This window comes from Chryseobacterium urinae (assembly GCF_030518295.1).
In the GTDB taxonomy this organism is placed as follows: Bacteria; Bacteroidota; Bacteroidia; order Flavobacteriales; family Weeksellaceae; genus Chryseobacterium; species Chryseobacterium mucoviscidosis.
Window position 1 is genome coordinate 1 of sequence record NZ_JAULSJ010000011.1, and the last position, 18,447, is coordinate 18,447.

Consider the following 18,447-nt stretch of genomic DNA (forward strand, 5'->3'; position numbering starts at 1 on the left):
CATCCCTTAATTTCGCGGCTTTAATAAAATCAAGATTTTTCGCAGCAGCTTCCATTTCCTTCTGCTTTTGCGCGATTACTTTTTCCATGTCTTCAGAAGTGTAGCTTGCTTTGGCTTCAGCAACTTTCTGTAAAATTTCTTTTTGTGTATATTTTTCATCCGGAAAATCTTTGCTTCTTCCGACGAGGCTTTCAGAAATCTTCTTATTTAAAGCTACCGGAACTTTGCCGTGTTCTTCGTTGTACTGCATTTGTTTTGCACGTCGGTATTCAGTCTCATCAAGCGTTGCCTGCATCGATTTTGTGATCTTATCGGCATACATAATGGCTCTTCCGTTAAGGTTTCTTGCGGCACGGCCAACGGTTTGGATCATCGATCTTCGGCTTCTCAACATCCCTTCTTTATCAGCATCGAGGATGGCTACTAAAGATACTTCCGGTAAATCCAGACCTTCTCGCAATAAATTTACCCCGATTAAAACATCAAAAAGTCCCACACGCAGATCCTGCATGATCTGGATACGTTCCAAAGTTTCTACATCGGAATGGATGTACCGTGTTCTGATCCCGAATTTGGTAAAATATTTTGTTAATTCCTCCGCCATTTTCTTGGTTAACGTCGTTACCAGAACCCTTTCGTCAAGATCCGCTCTCTTCTGGATTTCCTCCATTAAATCATCAATCTGATTCTGGGTAGGCCGGATTTCAATAATAGGGTCTAAAAGTCCGGTCGGACGGATAATCTGCTCAATATAAGCACCTCCTGTTTTTTCCAGTTCATAATCCGCAGGAGTTGCCGAAACATAAATAACCTGATTCTGAATGGCTTCAAATTCTTCAAATTTCAAAGGACGGTTATCCATTGCGGCAGGAAGCCTGAATCCGTATTCCACCAAAGCTTCTTTGCGGCTACGGTCGCCTCCGTACATCGCATGAACCTGTGGAACTGTAACGTGGCTCTCGTCAATCACCATCAAATAATCTTTAGGGAAATAATCCAATAAACAGAAAGGTCTTGTTCCCGGTAATCTTCCGTCGAGATACCTCGAATAATTTTCAATTCCGGAACAGTAACCCAGCTCTTTAATCATCTCCAAATCGAGTTCGGTTCTTTCCTGTAATCTTTTGGCTTCCAGTGGTTTTTCAATAGAATTGAAAAAATCAACCTGCTTTACCAGATCATCCTGAATATCGCGGATTGCGCCGTTCAAAGTTTCTTTTGAGGTTACAAAAAGATTGGCAGGATAAATCTGAATCTGTTCAAAAGCTCCCGTCACATTTCCTGAAACCGGATCAAAGCTCTGGATTTTTTCAATTTCGTCCCCGAAAAACTGAATTCTGATTGCGTTATCCGCATAAGCCGGGAAAACATCAATCACATCTCCCTTTACACGGAATGTACCTCTTTGGAACTCGTTTAATGTTCTGGAATATAGTGCATTAACTAAAGAATGAAGAAGTGCGGTTCTGGTCACTTTTTCACCAATCGCAATGGAAATTAAAGATTTGTGAAATTCTGTCGGGTTTCCGATACCATAAATACATGATACGGAAGCAACAATCAGAACGTCCCGTCTTCCGGAAAGTAAACTCGCGGTTGCGGAAAGTCTTAGTTTTTCAACTTCTTCGTTGATACTCAGGTCTTTTTCGATGTAAGTTCCGGTTGTGGCGATGTAAGCTTCGGGTTGATAATAATCGTAGTAACTTACAAAATATTCAACGGCATTTTCAGGGAAGAATTCTTTAAACTCCATGAAAAGCTGTGCCGCCAAAGTTTTGTTATGAGCTAAAACCAAAGTCGGCTTTTGGACATTCTGCACCACATTGGCAACGGTAAATGTTTTTCCGGATCCGGTAACTCCTAAAAGCGTTTGGTATTTTTCCCCGATTTCGATTCCTTCGGTGAGCTTTTCTATCGCTTGTGGCTGATCTCCGGTAGGTTTATATTCTGATTGAAGTTTAAAATTCATAAAAATTGTGATGTTATCCTAACAAAAATACGAAAGATATATTTGACATCAGAAAGTATTTCATACCACAGATTCAGCTTTAAATAAAAGTTCAAACAGATTTTATATGTAAAACAAAAACAGCACCCAATCTGAATGCTGTTTTATTTTAAAAAAATCGATCCTAATTTTGAAAAGACATCGTTAGTGGAATTCTCATTCTGTAGCGAACTTGTTTTCCGTCTTTTTCAGCGGGTTTCCAAACGATGTTTTCATTGGCTTTTTTGAAAGAATTTATTGCTTCTGTATTAAATGCTTCATTGTTTCCTGATGCTTTTATATCCGCAATATTTCCGTCTTCCAGAACAGTGTAGTTGATTTCAGTTCTGTACGGTTCTTTGCTTACATTAACTTTATTTCCGTCAAATGATTTTGACATTTTATTCCTCATTTCGTTAATTCCTCCCGGATATTGAGGAAGCAATGTGGGCTCATCTTTTACCATTTCATTTATAGTACTTTGTGAAGTTTCCTGCTTTAATATTGTGTTTTTATCCTCTTTTGGTCGGATGGTATCCTGAACTGCTTTTTCAGTATTTGCTTTTTTTAAAAGTTCTGCAACGTTCTCAGTTTCGTTATGTAAAGCATCATTTTTGAAAGCATTACTATTTTCTTCATTATTTTCAATGATCCGATCTTTCACAGGTTCTGAAATTGTTTCATGTGTTTTTTCGATCATCTTTTCGATTGGAGTTGCATAGGTTTTCTGTACAAATAATCCAAAAGCAATCAGTAAAATCGGAATGCTGATTACTTTTTTTAAGTCTGCCAGCTTAGATTTTTTGGTGTTCATCATAATAAATCGTTTTTTGGTGTTTTTGAAATTGAATGTATGGGTAAGGTTATAGTTTTGGCTTGAAATAATTTCTTCCAGAATTAAATTCTGATAGTCTTTTATGGTAAAATCATTTTTTAAGACAGATTCGTCCGCCAGAAATTCATGATTGGTAATCATTGCTTTTTTGTAGAAATACACAGACGGATTGAACCACGTAAAAGCCTTTATGATTTCAACAATAATAATATCAATGCTGTGTTTCTGTTCCAGATGACTCTTTTCGTGAAGAAATATTCTGGAATCTATTTTGTTGTCAATCAGATAGTTTTTTCCTAAATAAATTGTATTCCAGAAGCTGAAAGGCGAAATAGGTTCATTTGTGATGATGATATTTTGATTCTGATAGATCATTTTTTCACCCTTCAGATTTTTAATTTTTACATATGAAATAATAGTTCTTATCAGGAAAATCAATGTTACGATTCCGTACAATATCCAGATCAGATTCATCCAGTTAAAACTTTCCTGTTTCGGCGTAATGTCCATAACCTGTTGTGTTGCTTCAATCGTTTTCTGCAAACGATTAACAGTTTTTTGAGCTTCCGATTGAATGGAAATGAACGGAACGGTGCAAGAAAATACAAGGGAAAACAAAAGGTAAAACCTATTGAAACCATACATTTTCTCCTTCTGCAAAGACACGTAATATCCAGCCAAAAGCAAGGAAGAACACAGAATTATTTTTAAAATGATCATCATTTTTCGTCGATTTGCTGGTCGATAATTTCACGGAGTTCTTTCAGTTGTTTTTGAGAAAGCTTTGCATTGGACGTAAAAAACGATGCAAACTGCGTTACGGAACTGTTGAAAAAACGGTCAATCATGGAAGTCATTTCTTCTTTGAAATAAGCTCCTTTCGCGATCTTTGGATAATATTCGCGGGAATTTCCATACAATTTGTAGCCAACAAAATCTTTGTTCTGCATTCTTTTCAGAAGGGTAGCAATAGTGGTTGTGGCTGGTTTTGGTTCAGGGTAGGATTCTAAAATGTCCTTCATGAAAACTTTTTCTTTTTCCCAAAGAATTTCCATGAGATCTTTCTCAGAATCGGTCAGTTTTATTTCTTTCATATTCTACGGATTGTTATTTGTTTCTACAAATGTAGAATAAAAATTTAAACTACCAAATTTTATGGCATTATTTTTCCATTTGAAATTAAAATGATAATCCTAATTCAATGAAAATCAGTAAATTTTATATTTCAGCAATCAGTTTAATTCTCCTGTTTTCATCATGCAAAGAAAATAAACTTAATGCCCAAAAGCTCGGAAAAGACGGAAGCGTAGAAACGAAAGAGCCTAATTCTCCCGAATATAAACCTGCTTTTGCCGGACAGACCAGAATAAAAGCTGTAAAAACCTCGACGCCTTACAAGGTTGAAATTTTAAATAAAGATCTTGGAAAACCTTGGGGAATTGTCAATTTACCGGACGGAAAATTTTTAATTACGGACAAAAGAGGATATATGAATGTGGTTTCTGCCGACGGAAAAGAAATTTCAAAAATCGAAGGCTTCCCGAAAGTAGATTCCAAAGGGCAGGGCGGAATGTTAGACGTAGCTTTAGATCCTGATTTTAAAACAAACAATTTCATTTATTTCAGTTTTTCAGAACCTTATGAAAATGGAAATCATACTGCGGTTGCAAAAGGAAAACTTTCTCAGGATTTAAAAATGATTTCTGAAGTAAAAGTAATTTTCAGAGCAACTCCAACGTACGACGGAGACAAGCACTATGGAAGCCGATTGGCGTTTGATAAAGACGGAAATCTCTTTGTAAGTACAGGAGAAAGATCAGATAAGCAAACCAGAGTTTATGCTCAGAGAACAGATAATTATTTAGGTAAAATCTTAAAAATAACGAAAGAAGGACAGCCGGCTCCCGGAAATCCTTTCATGGGAAAAACAGGATTTAAACCTGAAATTTATGCGTACGGAATCAGAAATCCGCAAGGTATGGCAATCGATCCGAATGGAAATTTGTGGGATGTAGAAATGGGACCGAGAGGCGGAGATGAGATCAATCTAATAAAACCCGGGAAAAATTACGGTTGGGGAGATGTAACCTATGGAATCGAATATTCCGGAGATAAAATCAATAAAGGAACCACTCAAAAAGTGGGAACAGAACAGCCTGTTTATTATTGGGATCCTGTGATTTCGCCAAGCGGAGTTACTTTCTACACCGGAAATATCGAAGAATGGAAAGGAAATCTGATGATTGGCTGTTTAAGCGGGGAACACATCAACCGAATTGTAATGAAAGATAACAAAGTGGTGGGTGAAGAAAGGCTTCTGGAAGATCAGAACGAAAGATTCCGCGATGTTCTCAATGGAAGCGACGGAGATTTGTACGCTGTTACGGACAGCGGAAAATTGTATAAAATTTCTAAGAAATAAATAGTTTTAACCGAATAAATAAGGACTTCTGAATTTACGGAAGTCCTTATTTATTATTGGTATAAAGATTAAAATTTGAAATTAAATCTTGCAAAAGCCTGTCTTCCTGCAAATCCCATCTGTACAGGATCAAAAATACCTCCCGATTCTGTATTTCCGGCTGAAGCTGCCTCTCTTTGCAACGTAGGATATCGGTTGAAGAGATTTTTACTTCCGATCGTCAGATTAATATTTTTAGAAAATTCGTAGCCGAAAGAAAGATCCGTGGTTACTTTTGGATTGTATATTTGGTAATCGTCCGGTCCGTTATAGCCTACAAGAGTCACTTTATCAAATCTTACCAACTGTAAATTAGCATTGAATTTACTGATCTTATAATTCAGGTTTAGATTGATCTTCGTTTTCGGTGCAGAAGCTAAAATAAAAGCCCTTTCTCTCGGACTGAGATAAATGTCTTCTTTTCCTTTCAGCCTGTCGGAAGTATTCACTTTTGTGATCTCCATTTCATTGTAGTTTCCGGCTAATGTTGCTGTCAGTTTTCCTTTTCCGATATTTTCGTTAAAACTTAAAATAACATCAACCCCTTTAGTTCTTGTATCTATTGCGTTGGTGAAAAACTGAGCCTGATCGATGCGGTTTTCAATTAAAATATTCCCGATCGCATCATCATCCTGCGAGAAATTTCCCGTTAAAACAATTCTGTCTTTTACCTTGATGTAATATCCATCTACTGTTGCCGTAAATTTCCCTGTGTTAAAGGTAAATCCTGCACTTCCATTCACAGAAGTTTCCTGTTTAAGCTGCGGAATTCCTACTGCTTTCGCCAGATTACTGTCATTAGACGCCAGTTGAATGGTTACCAGATTTCCGCCCTGAAAATTGGTAAACTGTAAGCTGTAATATTTCTGAGCCAGAGACGGTGCTCTGAAGCCTGTAGAAAAAGATCCTCGGAATGCAAACTGTGGCGTTATTTTGTATCGTGTTGCAAGTTTTCCGTTCAGTGTGCTTCCAAAATCATTATAATTTTCGAATCTTCCGGCAACACTTACCATCCAGTTTTTGGTAATGTCGAGTTCAGTATCTACATACGCTGCAAAATTATTTCTGGACTTGTTAATTTCCTGAGAATTTCCGGGAAAACCCTGAGAACCGCCCGGTCTTACATCTCCGCTTAAAGGATTGATTACCAATAATGTTGAAGGGGTACTTGCCGTCACGACATTTCCGTTCACGTCATACATCGCGTAAGAAGCTTCTTCTCCTTTGATAATATTGAATTTTTCATATCTGAATTCTGAACCGAATGCCACATTCAGCCCTTCCAGAACCGAAAACTGTCGGGTTGCATTGAAACCTGTTGTATTCTGCAGCAGAGAATGTCCTCCCGCATCAAAACTCGTAGGTGATTTTACGCCTAATGTTGCATTGATGGTATGATCGATCTGATAGGTAAATCTGTTGCTTCCAAACGCATTATACGCATCCACTTCCCAGTCTGCCACTTTAAATTTTAAGCCATTGTCAAAAGTAAAATCTGAAATGCTTGTATCCTGAACGGGATTGAAGCCATTAGGATAAACCTGCGGAATATTTCCGTCTGCATCCGCGCTTCTTGTCCATGCATAAGCGTCTGTATTTCTGTGCGAAAAGCCCTGTCTGGAATAAAATTTTAAATTATCTGATATAGGAATCTCAATATTTCCGAAAAAATAAAAATTCTGTGATTTTGCATCCCCGAATCGTTGTCTCGGAGCATCATATTTTTCAGGATTGGCATTACGGATCGCATATTCTTTATTCACAAATTCTGCCGTAAAATTTCCGAAACCGCCTTTAGAACCTATTTTTGTTCCGTAATTTCCGTAAAAGTCAAAAGTATTTCCGTCTATTTTTCGGTCAGAAACCACATCCTTGTCTCCCGGACTTTTAAAAAGATTCACTCCGTAAAAAGCATTGCCTTCAAAACCGTGATTACGGTCATTTAAGATAACGTTAATCACTCCCGCAATCGCATCCGAACCATATTGCGCAGAAGCTCCGTCACGAAGAACTTCAATTCTTTTGATAGCTCCGATAGGAATCGTGTTCATATCCGATCCTGTATTTCCACGGCCTTTTGTACCAAAAAGATTGATTAATGAAGACTGATGATATCTTTTTCCGTTGAGCAAAAGCAAAGTCTGATCGGGACCAAGTCCTCTTAATGTTGCAGGATCTACTGCATCCGCTCCGTCTGATCCGGATTGTTTATTGGAATTGAATGAAGGTGCTGAAAACTGTAAAAGCTGGTTGACTTCAATCTGCCCTGTTGACTGGCTTACCTGTTTAATGTCGATGATGTCAATCGGAACCGGAGTGTCTACAACTGTTCTTTTTTTATTCCGGCTTCCTGTAATGGCAACTTCATCAATTTTTCCTTCTTTTGATATGGTGTCGTTAATCTGCTGAGAATACAGAACGGAAGATGCTCCAAGAAAAAATGCACTTATGTATTTAATTTTCATATTGTATTAGATTTAAATTGACAATTATATCAAAAATATTAATTTTTATTTTTAAATCGTTAATAAAATATGGGTTTGTTTGATAAATGTATTTAAATTAAATAAAAATTATGATATCATGGAAAAAATGAATGGTATTTTAAATAAAGAAAAAAAAGTTTTCGGGAAAAAGTTTTAGCCTTTTTTAATTAAATCGCAAAAGCAGTTAAGTCTGAAATTAGGGTAAGATATATTTGAAAAAAAACGGATTCAAGTTTTATTGAATCCGCTTCTGTATTTTTTAAAAACTATTGATTATTCTGTTCAGTCCTTCGGTGAGGATTTCCTGTGAGGTTGAAAAACATATTCTTACGTGTCCTTCAGCGCCTTTTCCGAACCACCGTTCCGAGCCGGGAACAATCGCTACTTTTCCTTCTTTTAAAACGTGTTGTGCAAATTCGTCACTCGACATACCGTTGTTGATTTTAGGAAAAATAACAAAAGTGGCTTCGGGAAGATTAGGAATTAGAACGCCCGAATTGCTCAGCATACTGTGGGCTAAATCTCTGTTGTGCTGTAAATGCGTAAGAAAATCATTAAACCACGGTTTTGCTTTATCAATGGCAACGCTTGCTGCAATCTGCGATAATGTAGAAACGCCTTCGATGGTAGAATTGAACATGGATTTTTCTGTGAAATCATCCATTAATTCCTGATCGTTGCATAAGACCGCACCAATTCTCAATCCTGCAATTCCAAACGATTTTGAAAATCCGAAAACGGTAAAACTTTTCTTTTTAGCATTCTCGGAAACAGAAGAGTAGGTGTTGAATTCTTTTTTATCATAGACAATATCGCTCCAGATTTCATCGCTCATTACCCAAAGATCATGAGCTGCCGCAATGTCTGCAATTTTCTGTAAAATTTCTCTGGAATATATTCTTCCGACTGGATTGTGAGGATTACATATGCTGATGAGTTTTGTTTTCGGAGAAATTAAAGAAACCAACATTTCAAAGTCGATATCTCCGGTTTTAGAATCTACCGCGCACAATTTAATGTTTCCGCCAACCGAATCCACTGTTTTTTTGAAAAGGAAATCCACCGGATCGAAAATAATCGCTTCGTCTCCGGGATTCAGCACATATTTGGCAACCATATACATGCCCATTGCGGCACTGTTAACAGCCAATACGTTTTCTGTTGTAAAGCTGCCTTTTTTACCCGTGTTAAAATGCTCTGCAACGCTTTTCTTAAATTCAGGAAGTCCGGAAAAAGGGCCATAGCTTAAATAGCCGTCCTTAATGTATTCTATGATTCCGTTTTCTATTTCTTTAGACATTCTGAAGTCCGGATCTGCTGCCGTTAAAGGGATAATTCCTTCTTCCAGGGTTGCCCATCTTCCGTTGTAGGCTTTTCTTTTCAGCGCTTCAAAATTGATATCGTTGTTTGTAAACATTTTATTTGTATGAAATTGGTAAAGTGTTTTTAGGCTGTTCGTTCAGAGGTAAAAGGAATTGTTCCAGCAGGGCTCTTCCGTTTCTGATGTGGATTTCGATTTCAGATTTCCGGTCTGCCTCGTATTTGCTGAACGTTTCCTGAAGATCATTTCCTTCGGCTAAAAGTTGGGTTAAGGTGAAAGAGTCTTTCAACGCTGAGGTAACGCCCTGACTTGTAAAAGGAATCAGCGGATGTGCTGCATCGCCGATGAAAACAACATTCTGATGATAAAAAGGATTTAATTTTTCAAGCTCATAAACTCTCCAGATGTGTGCATTTTCATAGCCAGAACCTTCGATAATGGATGAAATCAGAGTATTCCAGTTGCCAAAATTATCCAGCATAAACTGCCTGATGCAATCCGGAGTGTAATCTTCGTTGATGAAATGTTTGGTGATATCAAACTGGCAGTACCAAAGGATTTTTGAGGATGAAAGTTTTAAAACGCCAAAAGTAAGTCCGCCGTTTTCATGATGGAATTTCAGAAAATTGCTTTCGATTTTGCCTGCCAGTTCTTCGTTTTCAATGATGTTTACCACTTCATTTTCCAGAACGGCTTTCATGATTTCATCCTGAAAAATAGTTCTTCTGATGCGGCTTCTTGATCCGTCTGAAGCAACAACCACATCTGCTTCCAGAATAGTATTTTCGTCCAGTGTAATTTCTGCTTTTCCCTCCGAAAATCCGTTCAGCGCAACCGTTGAATTGTAAGAAATTTTATCTGAAGGAATTCCTTTGGCAAGAATCTCGATCAGGGCGCTTCTGGAAACTACAAAAACATCATCCAGATCTTTTTCGGAAAGAATTTCTCCGCTTTGGTTATAATGGATGTATTTTTTCAGAAAACTTCCTTTTGCGTAAAGGTCATTAATATCAATAATGGCTGAAAGATGTTCAATTCCTTCTTTGGGAAGGATAAATCCGTGTCCTTTCAGATCATTTGGGGTTCTTCTTTCGTAGAGATGATAGTCGATATTATTTTTTTCCAAATAATTTGCCATACTCAGACCGGATACACCGGCTCCTATGATTGCAACTTTGCCCATCTTTTTTATTGTTGTTAGTTTTGTTTTAATTTGTAAAATTTTCATTAAAAATGAATAATCTGCGAAAAAAATTTATTCTAAAAATCAGATGTATTCTTTTAATGAACAGGATAAATGTTTTCTTTAGTGCTGTATTCAGCTAAATAAAGAAAATGATCGCAGAGAAGATCTTCTGCAATAGTATTTAAGTAAAAAAGAAAGACTATTCCGGTGCCTTGAAAATATTATCATCCGAATGGAACCCTGCAACACCGCCGCTTACCGCAAATTTCATTGCCGAAGCCGCCGTCATCCCTACAACAGGTTTAATGTTTTTTTCTTCGGTAACGATTACCCAGCCCGAAATAGCATAAGAATGGGGGAGGTATACCGCTACATAATTGTGTTTTTCAACGTCTGCCATTTCTTTTTGCGTTAAAAAACCAATTCTCCATATTTCAGGATTTTCGTTGGTTTTTACCCAGACAGGATCGTTGAATTTTTTTTTGTCTCCTACAAACGAGGACATTACATCTTTTGTTGGAGTATAAATGTGCTTTACACCGGGAGTTTTTTCAAGAAGACGGTCCATAGAATCGAAAAAGAACTTTCCGACTACGAATTTGTTTCCTAAAAACCCAAGAAGTGCCGTAATTAAAATGGTGGAAATAAAAACCAGCCCCGGAATTTCCTTGGCGACAGAAGGAATAATATTATCAATAGACGTTACAACATACCAGATAACAAAAATTGTCAGCCCGATCGGACCGATAATGACGAGTCCCTGAAAGAAATTTTTCAGAAAAAAATTGGCAATATTTTCAAACGTCAGTTTTTTCAATGTATCTTTTTTTATCCGTGGATGGTTTCGCCTTTTCCGTAAGACTGAATGACTTTGGCTTCATATTCCAGCCATTCTTCCCAGCGTTTGTTTACTTTTTCTTCGTCTCCGAGCTGTCTTGCAAACCCGATGAAAGTGGTGTAATGGTTGGCTTCCGAAATCATCAGTTCTCTGTAGAAGGTTTTAAGCTCTTCATCTTTAATATTTTCAGTCAGAACTTTAAATCTTTCGCAGCTTCTGGCTTCGATCATGGCTGCAAAAAGCATTTTATCGACAATAAGATCATCCCTGTTGCCGCCTTTCTGGATAAAATTCACCAGTTCGTTTACATAATCGTCTTTTCGGGTGCGCCCGAAAGTATAGCCTCTTTTTTTAATAATCTCATGAACCTGACGAAAATGCTCCAACTCTTCCTGCGCAATCGCAAGAAGTTCCGTTACAATTTCCGGATATTCAGGAAGCATGGTAATTAATCCTATCGCGTTGGTAGCGGCTTTTTGCTCGCACCATGCATGATCCGTTAAAATTTCTTCGATGTTTCCTTCAGCAATATTTGCCCACCTTGGATCGGTAGGAAGTTTCAACTTAAACATGTTTTAAAATTTTCTGTAAAATTAAAATAATTTGCGATACGATTAAAGTTTATTTAAATATTCAGAATGTTTAAAAAATATTTTTCTTAATAATTTAAAAATCTTGGTATTTAATTTGTTTTAACTAAGAAACCAAATTAAAAATATAAACAATGGAAACTATTACCACTTTAAAATCTAAAGCAGGAGCTATACTTTCAGCAATGCTTATTCTATTCATGTCGGCTTTCAGCTTTGCTCAGGAAACAGCAACGGGCGGCGGAACGGTAACTACTGAACAAACAACCACCACGACAACAGAATGGTACACCAATCCAACGTACATCATTATCGGAGCTGTTGTTTTAATCGTTATTGTTGCCCTTATTGCACGAGGCGGAAGAAGCAGAGATTAATGAGAAGCCGTTTTGCTTCTTAAAAACTCTAATATTTTCCAACCCCATTCATCAACTTTTTTCAAGCCGGCTGAAATGATGAATGCCAGAATAATATTGATCCCGTAGATTAAAATCATTAAAATCCACCAAGGCATATTTCCCTTCATTGGAACAACTAAAAAGTAAACCAGTGAAGAGCTTATCCCTTGTGCGAAATAGAAAAATATCGCGTTTTTACCAATGTAGGTCACCACATTTTCTTTTGTGATCTTTAATCGGTTATAAAAAACAAAAAGCGTTACCAAAGAGAAGAAAGTCCAGATAATGTACGGGATTTGTGGCGGAAATTTATTTTTATTGATTTTGTAAAATATTTCCTGTCCGTAAAACCCGAACAGTCCTGCCAGTGCAACCGCAACCAATCCGTATAATACAGGAATCATCCTGTCGGGAATTTTCTTGCCTTTCATTCTGTTTCCAGTTAGAAATACAGTCATGTAAAAAGCAACATATCCCACCTGTCCCGAAGGATAAATTTCCGGAAAAATATTAAATAATAAAGTTAATCCGGCACAGAGTCCAATGAACCAGTTAACATGTTTCGGAAAGAATTTTAATATTAAAACTCCGAAAACCGTTAAAATATAATAGACTTTTAAATACCAGAAGCTCCCCATTACCACTGGGAAAGTATCTGCATTGATGTATTGGTGAAGATACCAGTTGCCCAAATTTTCCCATTGCGGAGCGGTAGAAATACTTGTGGTGGCGTACTTTGATCCGAAGGTTGAATAAAAATTCCGCAGCCATTCCAGAGAAAAGAAAGTGAGTCCGAAAACTTTAAAGAAATAATCCAGAAAGAAGAGAAGCGTTACAAAAATCATATACGTGATCTGCAGTTTCAGCAGTCTGTATAATGTTTTTTCGATATTGGAACCGGATGTAATTCCACTTAAGGCATAAAACAGGGCAACATCGAAAACTAAAGAGAAAACCCTTACTTCCGGCTGAATATAAAACTGTCCCGACCAGAAAGCGGTATGGATAAAGATAATTGAAATGGTAGCCAGTCCTTTTGCGAAATCAATATAGAGGTCTCTGTTCATTTGTTACGTATGATGCTTCAAAAGTAAGAAACTTTACGAATATCCAGATAAAGAAAAGAGACAGGAATAATGTCCTGCCTCCCGAGAAAGATATTTCAAAAATGATGATTTACTTTAAGTTTTTAAATTCTTCAGCAGAAATTTCGCCGGTCTGAATTTGTTTCAGCTCATCAAGATACTGCTTCATGTAAGCATCAAGTTCCGGATACTGGCTGTTTTTTGCCATTTTGTAGGTTCCGTTTAAAACTCCCTGATAATAATAGAAGAAGTTGTAATCGAAATCTGCTGCAGTAAGGCTGTACTGTCCTAATAAAAATCCTAAACGGACTGCGGATCTTCTCTGCGGAGGTGTTCCGTGGTGTCCCGGACTTGTGGTCTGATAATCTCCGATGCTCTGTGCAAATTCATAAGCGGCTGCAATCTGTGCAAAACTTGTCTGGTTGTAGCCGTTGGGTCTTCTCAGGTAATATCCTGCAAAGCCGTCTGCTTCCAGTTCATTGGGTCTTGCTGTGGATTCTGTTACCGTAGGAAGTCCGAAAATATACTGTAACTGGTGACCATACTCATGGGCAAGGATCATTGCATTTACAATATCTCCTCCTTTTGCTTTTGCATCATAATAAATGGCATAGCCGTAATAAATTTTTCCTGTAGAATACGAAATGGCATTGTAGGTAGAGTTAAAATTTGAGGGATCATTCACAAACCTTAAAGTCGGGTTGCTTCTTCCCCACATACTGGCAATTTTTGTCATCTGGGAATTCATAAAGTTGGTGTCTGCAGAATTCTGTAGTGAAGTAAGCAATACAGATGAAGAACTCCAGTACTGATCTACGTAATAACAAACTTTTTCAAGAGCATTCGGCTGTTCCGGTTTCAGGTTTTCTGCCTGTTGTTCCGGTTTTACAGGCGTTTCCATGGTGTCGTCGTTACATGCTGACAAAGAAAGTGCAGCGATGGCTCCCAAAAGAATCGGGAATTGGATTTTTCTTTTCATATATATAAATATTTTGGTGAAAACGAAGATATACATAAAAACGGAATTACATATCACTTTATTGTGAAAAATTATTCAAAACATAGTTAAAATTTTATTTTAAAAAAGATTGAATTGAATTTGAACAGATTAGAAAATATTTCTTATATTTGCACCTCGAAATAACTAAAAATCTATAAACAATGTTTGCAATTGTAGAAATAGCAGGGCTTCAATACAAAGTTGAGCAAGACCAGAAGTTGTTTGTAAACCGTTTAAAAGGAGATAAAGGAGGAAAAGTATCTTTTGATAAAGTACTTCTTACTGTAAACGGAGCAATCACGGTAGGCGCCCCAGCTGTAAGCGGAATCACTGTAGAAGCAGAGATCCTGGATCATGTAAAAGCTGATAAAGTAATCGTTTTCAAAAAGAAAAGAAGAAAAGGTTACAAAGTGAAAAATGGTCACAGACAATCTTTAACTCAAATTCAGATTACTGGTATTACAGGATTTGAAGGAGCTAAAAAAGCAGAAAAACCTGCTAAAAAGACAACTAAAAAAGCTGACGCTGAAGCAACTGAAGGCGCAGAATAATTTTTTAAACCAAAAAACCTTAAAATAAAATGGCACACAAGAAAGGAGTTGGTAGTTCCAAAAACGGTAGAGAATCTCACTCTAAAAGATTAGGTGTAAAGATTTTCGGTGGTCAAGATGCTATTGCGGGTAACATCATCGTTAGACAAAGAGGTACTCAGCACCACCCAGGTGCAAACGTGGGTATCGGTAAAGATCACACTTTGTTCGCATTAGTTGACGGAAAAGTAGTTTTCAGAAAGAAAGCAAACAACAGATCTTTTGTATCTGTAGAAGCAAACGCATAATTTCAGCGTTTTATAAAAATTAAAAGCCTTGGCAATTTTGCTGAGGCTTTTTTTTGTGCAATGAAGTAAGGAAAAGTTAAAGTTTTTATATTTATTCAATTTAACGGGAAATATTTATATATTTGGTAACTATCAAATAACTAATATATTGCGTAAGCCGAAAAGCAAACAGAGTAGGCGACAAATTAAACCAAACTAATATGAAAAATCTAAAAAAATTAACAAAAAGACAGCTTAAAGCTATTGCTGGAGGAGAAAGATGTCCGATTCCCGCAAATTGGTGTTACGAATGGTGTACGTGGACAGCATGGCAAAAACAACACTGTATTAATTCGGTTATTGATGTAATGCCTTGTGACTGTTAAATCTGAAACTCAAGCTTCATGTCGGGGCTTTTTGTCAACTTTATAAAATCTATTACTATGAAAAATTTAAAAAAAATCAAAAGACAGGATCTTAAAAATGTAATGGGAGGAGCTTCTCCGGATCAGGGATGTTTACCGTGCGATGTCTATTGCAGCATTCCGGAAGGGCAGAGACCGCCGTGTAAAATTGTGTACATTGTAGCGCATTGCAATAGCTGCAAAGGTTATGGTGAAGAATCTTAAGAAATAAAAAAAACTCCTTCGCGCTGAAGGAGTTTTGTATTTTAAAAGCCGACCTGAAAACCTGCTTTAATTCCGAAAGTTGAAATATCCGGTCTGTTGAGGTAATTTCCGCGCCAGTTGAAATCCACTCTGAAAATTCTAAGGTTTCCGAAGCCGATATTTTCGATTCCGAAACCGTATTCATAATAAACGTGTTCGCTTGGAGCAGAATATTTGAATCCTTCCACATTAATTGCTTTTGAAGCATCGCTTAATGTTCCGTAGGCTCCTCTGATAAACGCAATTTCTCTTAATTTCAATTTCTTGATCAAAGGAATATAAGAAAGGATTTTTCCGTTAAAATGATGCTCTAAATGCAGCGTTGTATAAGTGTCTGCAACAAATTCATAATAATTAAGCTGTGCAAAAGTATTTTGCGCCAGACTGTACGACTGGTTCCCCGGAATTACATTCTGCAAAGCCAACGGAACCGTATCGAAGTTCTTTCCGGCTTCAAAGTTGATTAATGTTTTTCCCCAGCTTCCAATTAAGACGGGTTTATAGAACATGAACTGCAGTTTGTTATAATTAAAATCTGACCCGAATAATCCCTCAATTCCTCTTGTGTATTTTAAGACAATGGTCGGAGCCAAAGTTCCGTGCTCATATCGGTCGATTCCTGTTTGGGAGAATTTTGCACCAGGTCTTGCAATTAAACTTAAAGTAAAATGCGAATCGTTGGTTGTTTTTCTCAGATCTCCGTTTTTGTAATACATCAGATTAAATCCGTCTGGATTTGCCGATTTAATGCTTTGCATGGTTCCGTCTAACCTGATCTGGAAGTTTTTCCATGGCTCAATAGACGTAAACAGGTTGGTTTGATTAACGGAGCTTAAAGAAGCATTTTCCCCCCTTGCGAAAAGCGTTGAAGAAGCAAACGTTCTTGCCATAATTCCGTCATCATTCGTGAGCTGAACTCCAAGCTGTAAAATGTCTCTTCTGGTTCCTGCGCCTACTGTAAAACGGTTTACTCTGTTAAACATAAATCTTGCTTCAGCACCATATTTCACCTGTTGGTCTTTAAAGCCGTAAGCGGTGTAAAACTGAACTCTCCAAGGATCATTTCTTGTGAAATACGTTCTTGCTCCGATTCTGATTCGGTCTCCTTCCACATCATTTTTTCCGTAAACGGAGAAAATAGGACCTAAATCTATTCCTTTTGTAATGTTGTAATATCCTGAACCCAATGTTTCGTAAAGTTTCACAATACGGTTGAATTTTGGGGTCTGCTGAAGTTTATCAAGCATGTCATAAATTCCCTGTTCGCTTTTTGAGAGAGAATCCGGTCTGGCTTTTACCCAATATGCATCGTCTTTTTCTACGAATTTATCATCATATTCTTCCTCGGTTCTTTTGAAAATTTTATCTTCAAGAGGTTTGTTGAACTGATATTCCGAATAATCGACTGATCTTTTAGCAATGATGCTTTTAGATGTTTTTTTCTTGGAAAAAGGCGTCATTTCAATTTCCGTCACAAATTTTCTTGGCAGAAAAGTATTTTCGTCTGGATTATCATATTCCAGTTCTGTAGAAATTCCGTTGATGAAGTTTACGTTGATTTTTTGAGTCGATTTCAAAGTTGCCCCTAAAACTGCATAACTATCGGTGTCAATATATAAGTATCCCTGAAATGCCAAAACTTCCGTTCTTTTCGGCTGATAACGGATTTTGAAAGCGTTTTCTCCGCGCATGGAAATGGTATCAACCAAATTATAATCATACGTACTGAACCCAGTTTCTCCAACGGGACTTGGGAATCCGATGTCGAAATAATTTAACGTGTTATCGTAAATGTTGATGTCACGGTAAAGGTTTTTTGCCGTTAAAGTAATGATCTGATTGTCCTGAAAGCCTGATGTTTTCTGAGCAGTCAAAAGCCTTTTTGATCTTTTTGAAGGTCTGTTTTCACCGTAATTTTCGTAGATCGCTTCATTCAGGAAAACGGGAAGTCCAATTTTTCCGCTTGCGGTAGAATCTTTATAATCGAAAATAAATTCGAGTTTATTAAAGATTTTTCTCTTCATAAATGCACTGTCCAGATTGTTGGCATCAAACTGAATTTTTTCGTATTCTTTATAGGTATAGGTATCGAATTTATCTAAACCGTTATTTCTTTTTCGTTCCCAGACTTTCTGCATGATGGCATAAGCGGGATTTTCTTTTTTGTTTTTGTATTTCGGCTTTTCGTTGTGGATAACGACTTCCTGTATGCTGCTTACTTTTTCCTGAGCCAGTTTTACAAAAATATTGGTGGCATTTTGAGGAGTTATGTCTATACTTTCTAAGGAATAGTTTTTTCTTAAAAACCGAAGTTTATAGATTATGCTGTCCGACTGTACGGAAAAGTTTCCCGAAGTTGTGGTAAGAGCAGCTTTTTCATTTTCATTGATGAAAATATCCACTCCGGAAACTTCTTTATTGGTTTTTGCGTCTACAATTCTGCCGTTTGCCGAATTTTGTGAGTATACGAGATCCGCAAAAAATAGAAATAGAAAGAGGGAGTAATATTTGGAATTATTAATTAACATTTGTTGTTTCTTCAAGCTATTTGCATAAACAAAAATTATGCACTTTTATTATAAAAAAATAAATATTATTTAAACTTTTGATGGTTTAAATACAAAACTGCAAATGTAATGAAATAACACCATCGTTTTGATGATGTTATAGTTATTGTTTTGTTAAAATATAATGATGTTTAAAAATAATTATTTTTCAGTTGATCGGACTCAAAAAGGACAAATAAAAAAGACCTACATTTCTGTAAGTCTTTTT

The 18,447-nt window shown here is 36.9% G+C and carries 17 protein-coding genes; 6 read left to right on the forward strand and 11 right to left on the reverse strand.

The features are described from left to right. The 3 genes from uvrB to QWT87_RS08635 form a co-directional block, all read right to left on the reverse strand. A partial coding sequence (gene uvrB, locus QWT87_RS08625) for an excinuclease ABC subunit UvrB (protein ID WP_302715692.1) occupies positions 1-1,969 on the reverse strand: 1,969 nt, incomplete at its 3' end. A gap of 163 nt (positions 1,970-2,132) precedes the next feature. Further along, on the reverse strand, positions 2,133-3,545 hold the full coding sequence (locus QWT87_RS08630) for a M56 family metallopeptidase (protein WP_337250573.1): 1,413 nt from the start codon (positions 3,543-3,545) through the stop codon (positions 2,133-2,135). Beyond that, on the reverse strand, positions 3,542-3,916 hold the full coding sequence (locus tag QWT87_RS08635) for a BlaI/MecI/CopY family transcriptional regulator (RefSeq protein WP_076391278.1): 375 nt from the start codon (positions 3,914-3,916) through the stop codon (positions 3,542-3,544). Before QWT87_RS08635 ends, QWT87_RS08630 begins: the two co-directional genes overlap by 4 nt. Before the next feature lie 107 nt (positions 3,917-4,023). Here QWT87_RS08635 and QWT87_RS08640 point away from each other — a divergent pair, with 107 nt between their 5' ends. Beyond that, positions 4,024-5,244, forward strand: coding sequence for a PQQ-dependent sugar dehydrogenase (locus tag QWT87_RS08640; protein WP_302715694.1), 1,221 nt, complete (start codon positions 4,024-4,026; stop codon positions 5,242-5,244). 68 nt (positions 5,245-5,312) lie between these two features. Here QWT87_RS08640 and QWT87_RS08645 read toward each other — a convergent pair whose 3' ends face one another. The 5 genes from QWT87_RS08645 to miaE form a co-directional block, all read right to left on the reverse strand. Continuing rightward, complete coding sequence (locus QWT87_RS08645; RefSeq protein WP_302715695.1) at positions 5,313-7,748, reverse strand: TonB-dependent receptor plug domain-containing protein; 2,436 nt, start codon at positions 7,746-7,748, stop codon at positions 5,313-5,315. A gap of 280 nt (positions 7,749-8,028) precedes the next feature. Further along, positions 8,029-9,186 carry a pyridoxal phosphate-dependent aminotransferase gene (locus QWT87_RS08650; protein ID WP_302715696.1) on the reverse strand — a complete coding sequence of 386 codons (1,158 nt, stop codon included), beginning with the start codon at positions 9,184-9,186 and terminating at the stop codon, positions 8,029-8,031. 1 nt (position 9,187) lies between these two features. Next, the gene (locus QWT87_RS08655; protein ID WP_302715697.1) at positions 9,188-10,273 is read right to left on the reverse strand and encodes an FAD-dependent oxidoreductase; all 1,086 of its coding nucleotides are present in this window, start codon (positions 10,271-10,273) and stop codon (positions 9,188-9,190) included. Between the two features lie 202 nt (positions 10,274-10,475). Beyond that, positions 10,476-11,093, reverse strand: coding sequence for a DUF502 domain-containing protein (locus tag QWT87_RS08660; RefSeq protein WP_076391288.1), 618 nt, complete (start codon positions 11,091-11,093; stop codon positions 10,476-10,478). 11 nt (positions 11,094-11,104) lie between these two features. Then, a complete protein-coding gene (gene miaE / locus QWT87_RS08665) occupies positions 11,105-11,686 on the reverse strand; it encodes a tRNA-(ms[2]io[6]A)-hydroxylase (protein ID WP_076391290.1) in 582 nt (193 codons plus the stop codon). Between the two features lie 152 nt (positions 11,687-11,838). Here miaE and QWT87_RS08670 point away from each other — a divergent pair, with 152 nt between their 5' ends. Then, positions 11,839-12,081 (forward strand): hypothetical protein, encoded by a 243-nt coding sequence (locus QWT87_RS08670; protein ID WP_076391292.1) that lies wholly within the window; start codon positions 11,839-11,841, stop codon positions 12,079-12,081. Here the strand turns inward: QWT87_RS08670 and QWT87_RS08675 are convergent. Beyond that, positions 12,078-13,169 (reverse strand): acyltransferase family protein, encoded by a 1,092-nt coding sequence (locus tag QWT87_RS08675; RefSeq protein WP_302715699.1) that lies wholly within the window; start codon positions 13,167-13,169, stop codon positions 12,078-12,080. The two genes, QWT87_RS08670 and QWT87_RS08675, sit on opposite strands and share 4 nt — an antisense overlap. Positions 13,170-13,278: 109 nt before the next feature. Beyond that, complete coding sequence (locus QWT87_RS08680) at positions 13,279-14,166, reverse strand: neutral zinc metallopeptidase (protein ID WP_302715701.1); 888 nt, start codon at positions 14,164-14,166, stop codon at positions 13,279-13,281. Between the two features lie 182 nt (positions 14,167-14,348). Between QWT87_RS08680 and rplU the strand changes: the two genes are divergently transcribed. The 4 genes from rplU to QWT87_RS08695 all read left to right on the forward strand — a co-directional run bounded on the left by rplU (position 14,349) and on the right by QWT87_RS08695 (position 15,633). Next, on the forward strand, positions 14,349-14,738 hold the full coding sequence (gene rplU, locus QWT87_RS08685; RefSeq protein WP_185207426.1) for a 50S ribosomal protein L21: 390 nt from the start codon (positions 14,349-14,351) through the stop codon (positions 14,736-14,738). A gap of 29 nt (positions 14,739-14,767) precedes the next feature. Then, the gene (gene rpmA, locus QWT87_RS08690; RefSeq protein ID WP_047399085.1) at positions 14,768-15,025 is read left to right on the forward strand and encodes a 50S ribosomal protein L27; all 258 of its coding nucleotides are present in this window, start codon (positions 14,768-14,770) and stop codon (positions 15,023-15,025) included. 200 nt (positions 15,026-15,225) lie between these two features. Continuing rightward, entirely contained in the window at positions 15,226-15,390 is a 165-nt protein-coding gene (locus QWT87_RS21280) for a bacteriocin-like protein (protein ID WP_165796691.1), read from the forward strand. A gap of 57 nt (positions 15,391-15,447) precedes the next feature. After that, positions 15,448-15,633, forward strand: coding sequence for a bacteriocin-like protein (locus QWT87_RS08695; RefSeq protein ID WP_185207424.1), 186 nt, complete (start codon positions 15,448-15,450; stop codon positions 15,631-15,633). 41 nt (positions 15,634-15,674) lie between these two features. Here the strand turns inward: QWT87_RS08695 and QWT87_RS08700 are convergent, their stop codons facing one another. Then, positions 15,675-18,200 carry a DUF5686 family protein gene (locus tag QWT87_RS08700; RefSeq protein ID WP_302715703.1) on the reverse strand — a complete coding sequence of 842 codons (2,526 nt, stop codon included), beginning with the start codon at positions 18,198-18,200 and terminating at the stop codon, positions 15,675-15,677. Positions 18,201-18,447 lie beyond the last annotated feature (247 nt).

Excerpts from the sequence above, each read along its gene's own strand:
- QWT87_RS08630 (WP_337250573.1), bottom strand. The coding sequence starts at position 3,545 with ATGATGATCATTTTAAAAATAATTCTGTGTTCTTCCTTGCTTTTGGCT.
- QWT87_RS08635 (WP_076391278.1), bottom strand. The coding sequence starts at position 3,916 with ATGAAAGAAATAAAACTGACCGATTCTGAGAAAGATCTCATGGAAATT.
- QWT87_RS08640 (WP_302715694.1), top strand. The coding sequence starts at position 4,024 with ATGAAAATCAGTAAATTTTATATTTCAGCAATCAGTTTAATTCTCCTG.
- QWT87_RS08645 (WP_302715695.1), bottom strand. The coding sequence starts at position 7,748 with ATGAAAATTAAATACATAAGTGCATTTTTTCTTGGAGCATCTTCCGTT.
- QWT87_RS08650 (WP_302715696.1), bottom strand. The coding sequence starts at position 9,186 with ATGTTTACAAACAACGATATCAATTTTGAAGCGCTGAAAAGAAAAGCC.
- QWT87_RS08655 (WP_302715697.1), bottom strand. The coding sequence starts at position 10,273 with ATGGGCAAAGTTGCAATCATAGGAGCCGGTGTATCCGGTCTGAGTATG.
- miaE (WP_076391290.1), bottom strand. The coding sequence starts at position 11,686 with ATGTTTAAGTTGAAACTTCCTACCGATCCAAGGTGGGCAAATATTGCT.
- QWT87_RS08670 (WP_076391292.1), top strand. The coding sequence starts at position 11,839 with ATGGAAACTATTACCACTTTAAAATCTAAAGCAGGAGCTATACTTTCA.
- QWT87_RS08675 (WP_302715699.1), bottom strand. The coding sequence starts at position 13,169 with ATGAACAGAGACCTCTATATTGATTTCGCAAAAGGACTGGCTACCATT.
- QWT87_RS08680 (WP_302715701.1), bottom strand. The coding sequence starts at position 14,166 with ATGAAAAGAAAAATCCAATTCCCGATTCTTTTGGGAGCCATCGCTGCA.
- rplU (WP_185207426.1), top strand. The coding sequence starts at position 14,349 with ATGTTTGCAATTGTAGAAATAGCAGGGCTTCAATACAAAGTTGAGCAA.
- rpmA (WP_047399085.1), top strand. The coding sequence starts at position 14,768 with ATGGCACACAAGAAAGGAGTTGGTAGTTCCAAAAACGGTAGAGAATCT.
- QWT87_RS21280 (WP_165796691.1), top strand. The coding sequence starts at position 15,226 with ATGAAAAATCTAAAAAAATTAACAAAAAGACAGCTTAAAGCTATTGCT.
- QWT87_RS08695 (WP_185207424.1), top strand. The coding sequence starts at position 15,448 with ATGAAAAATTTAAAAAAAATCAAAAGACAGGATCTTAAAAATGTAATG.
- QWT87_RS08700 (WP_302715703.1), bottom strand. The coding sequence starts at position 18,200 with ATGTTAATTAATAATTCCAAATATTACTCCCTCTTTCTATTTCTATTT.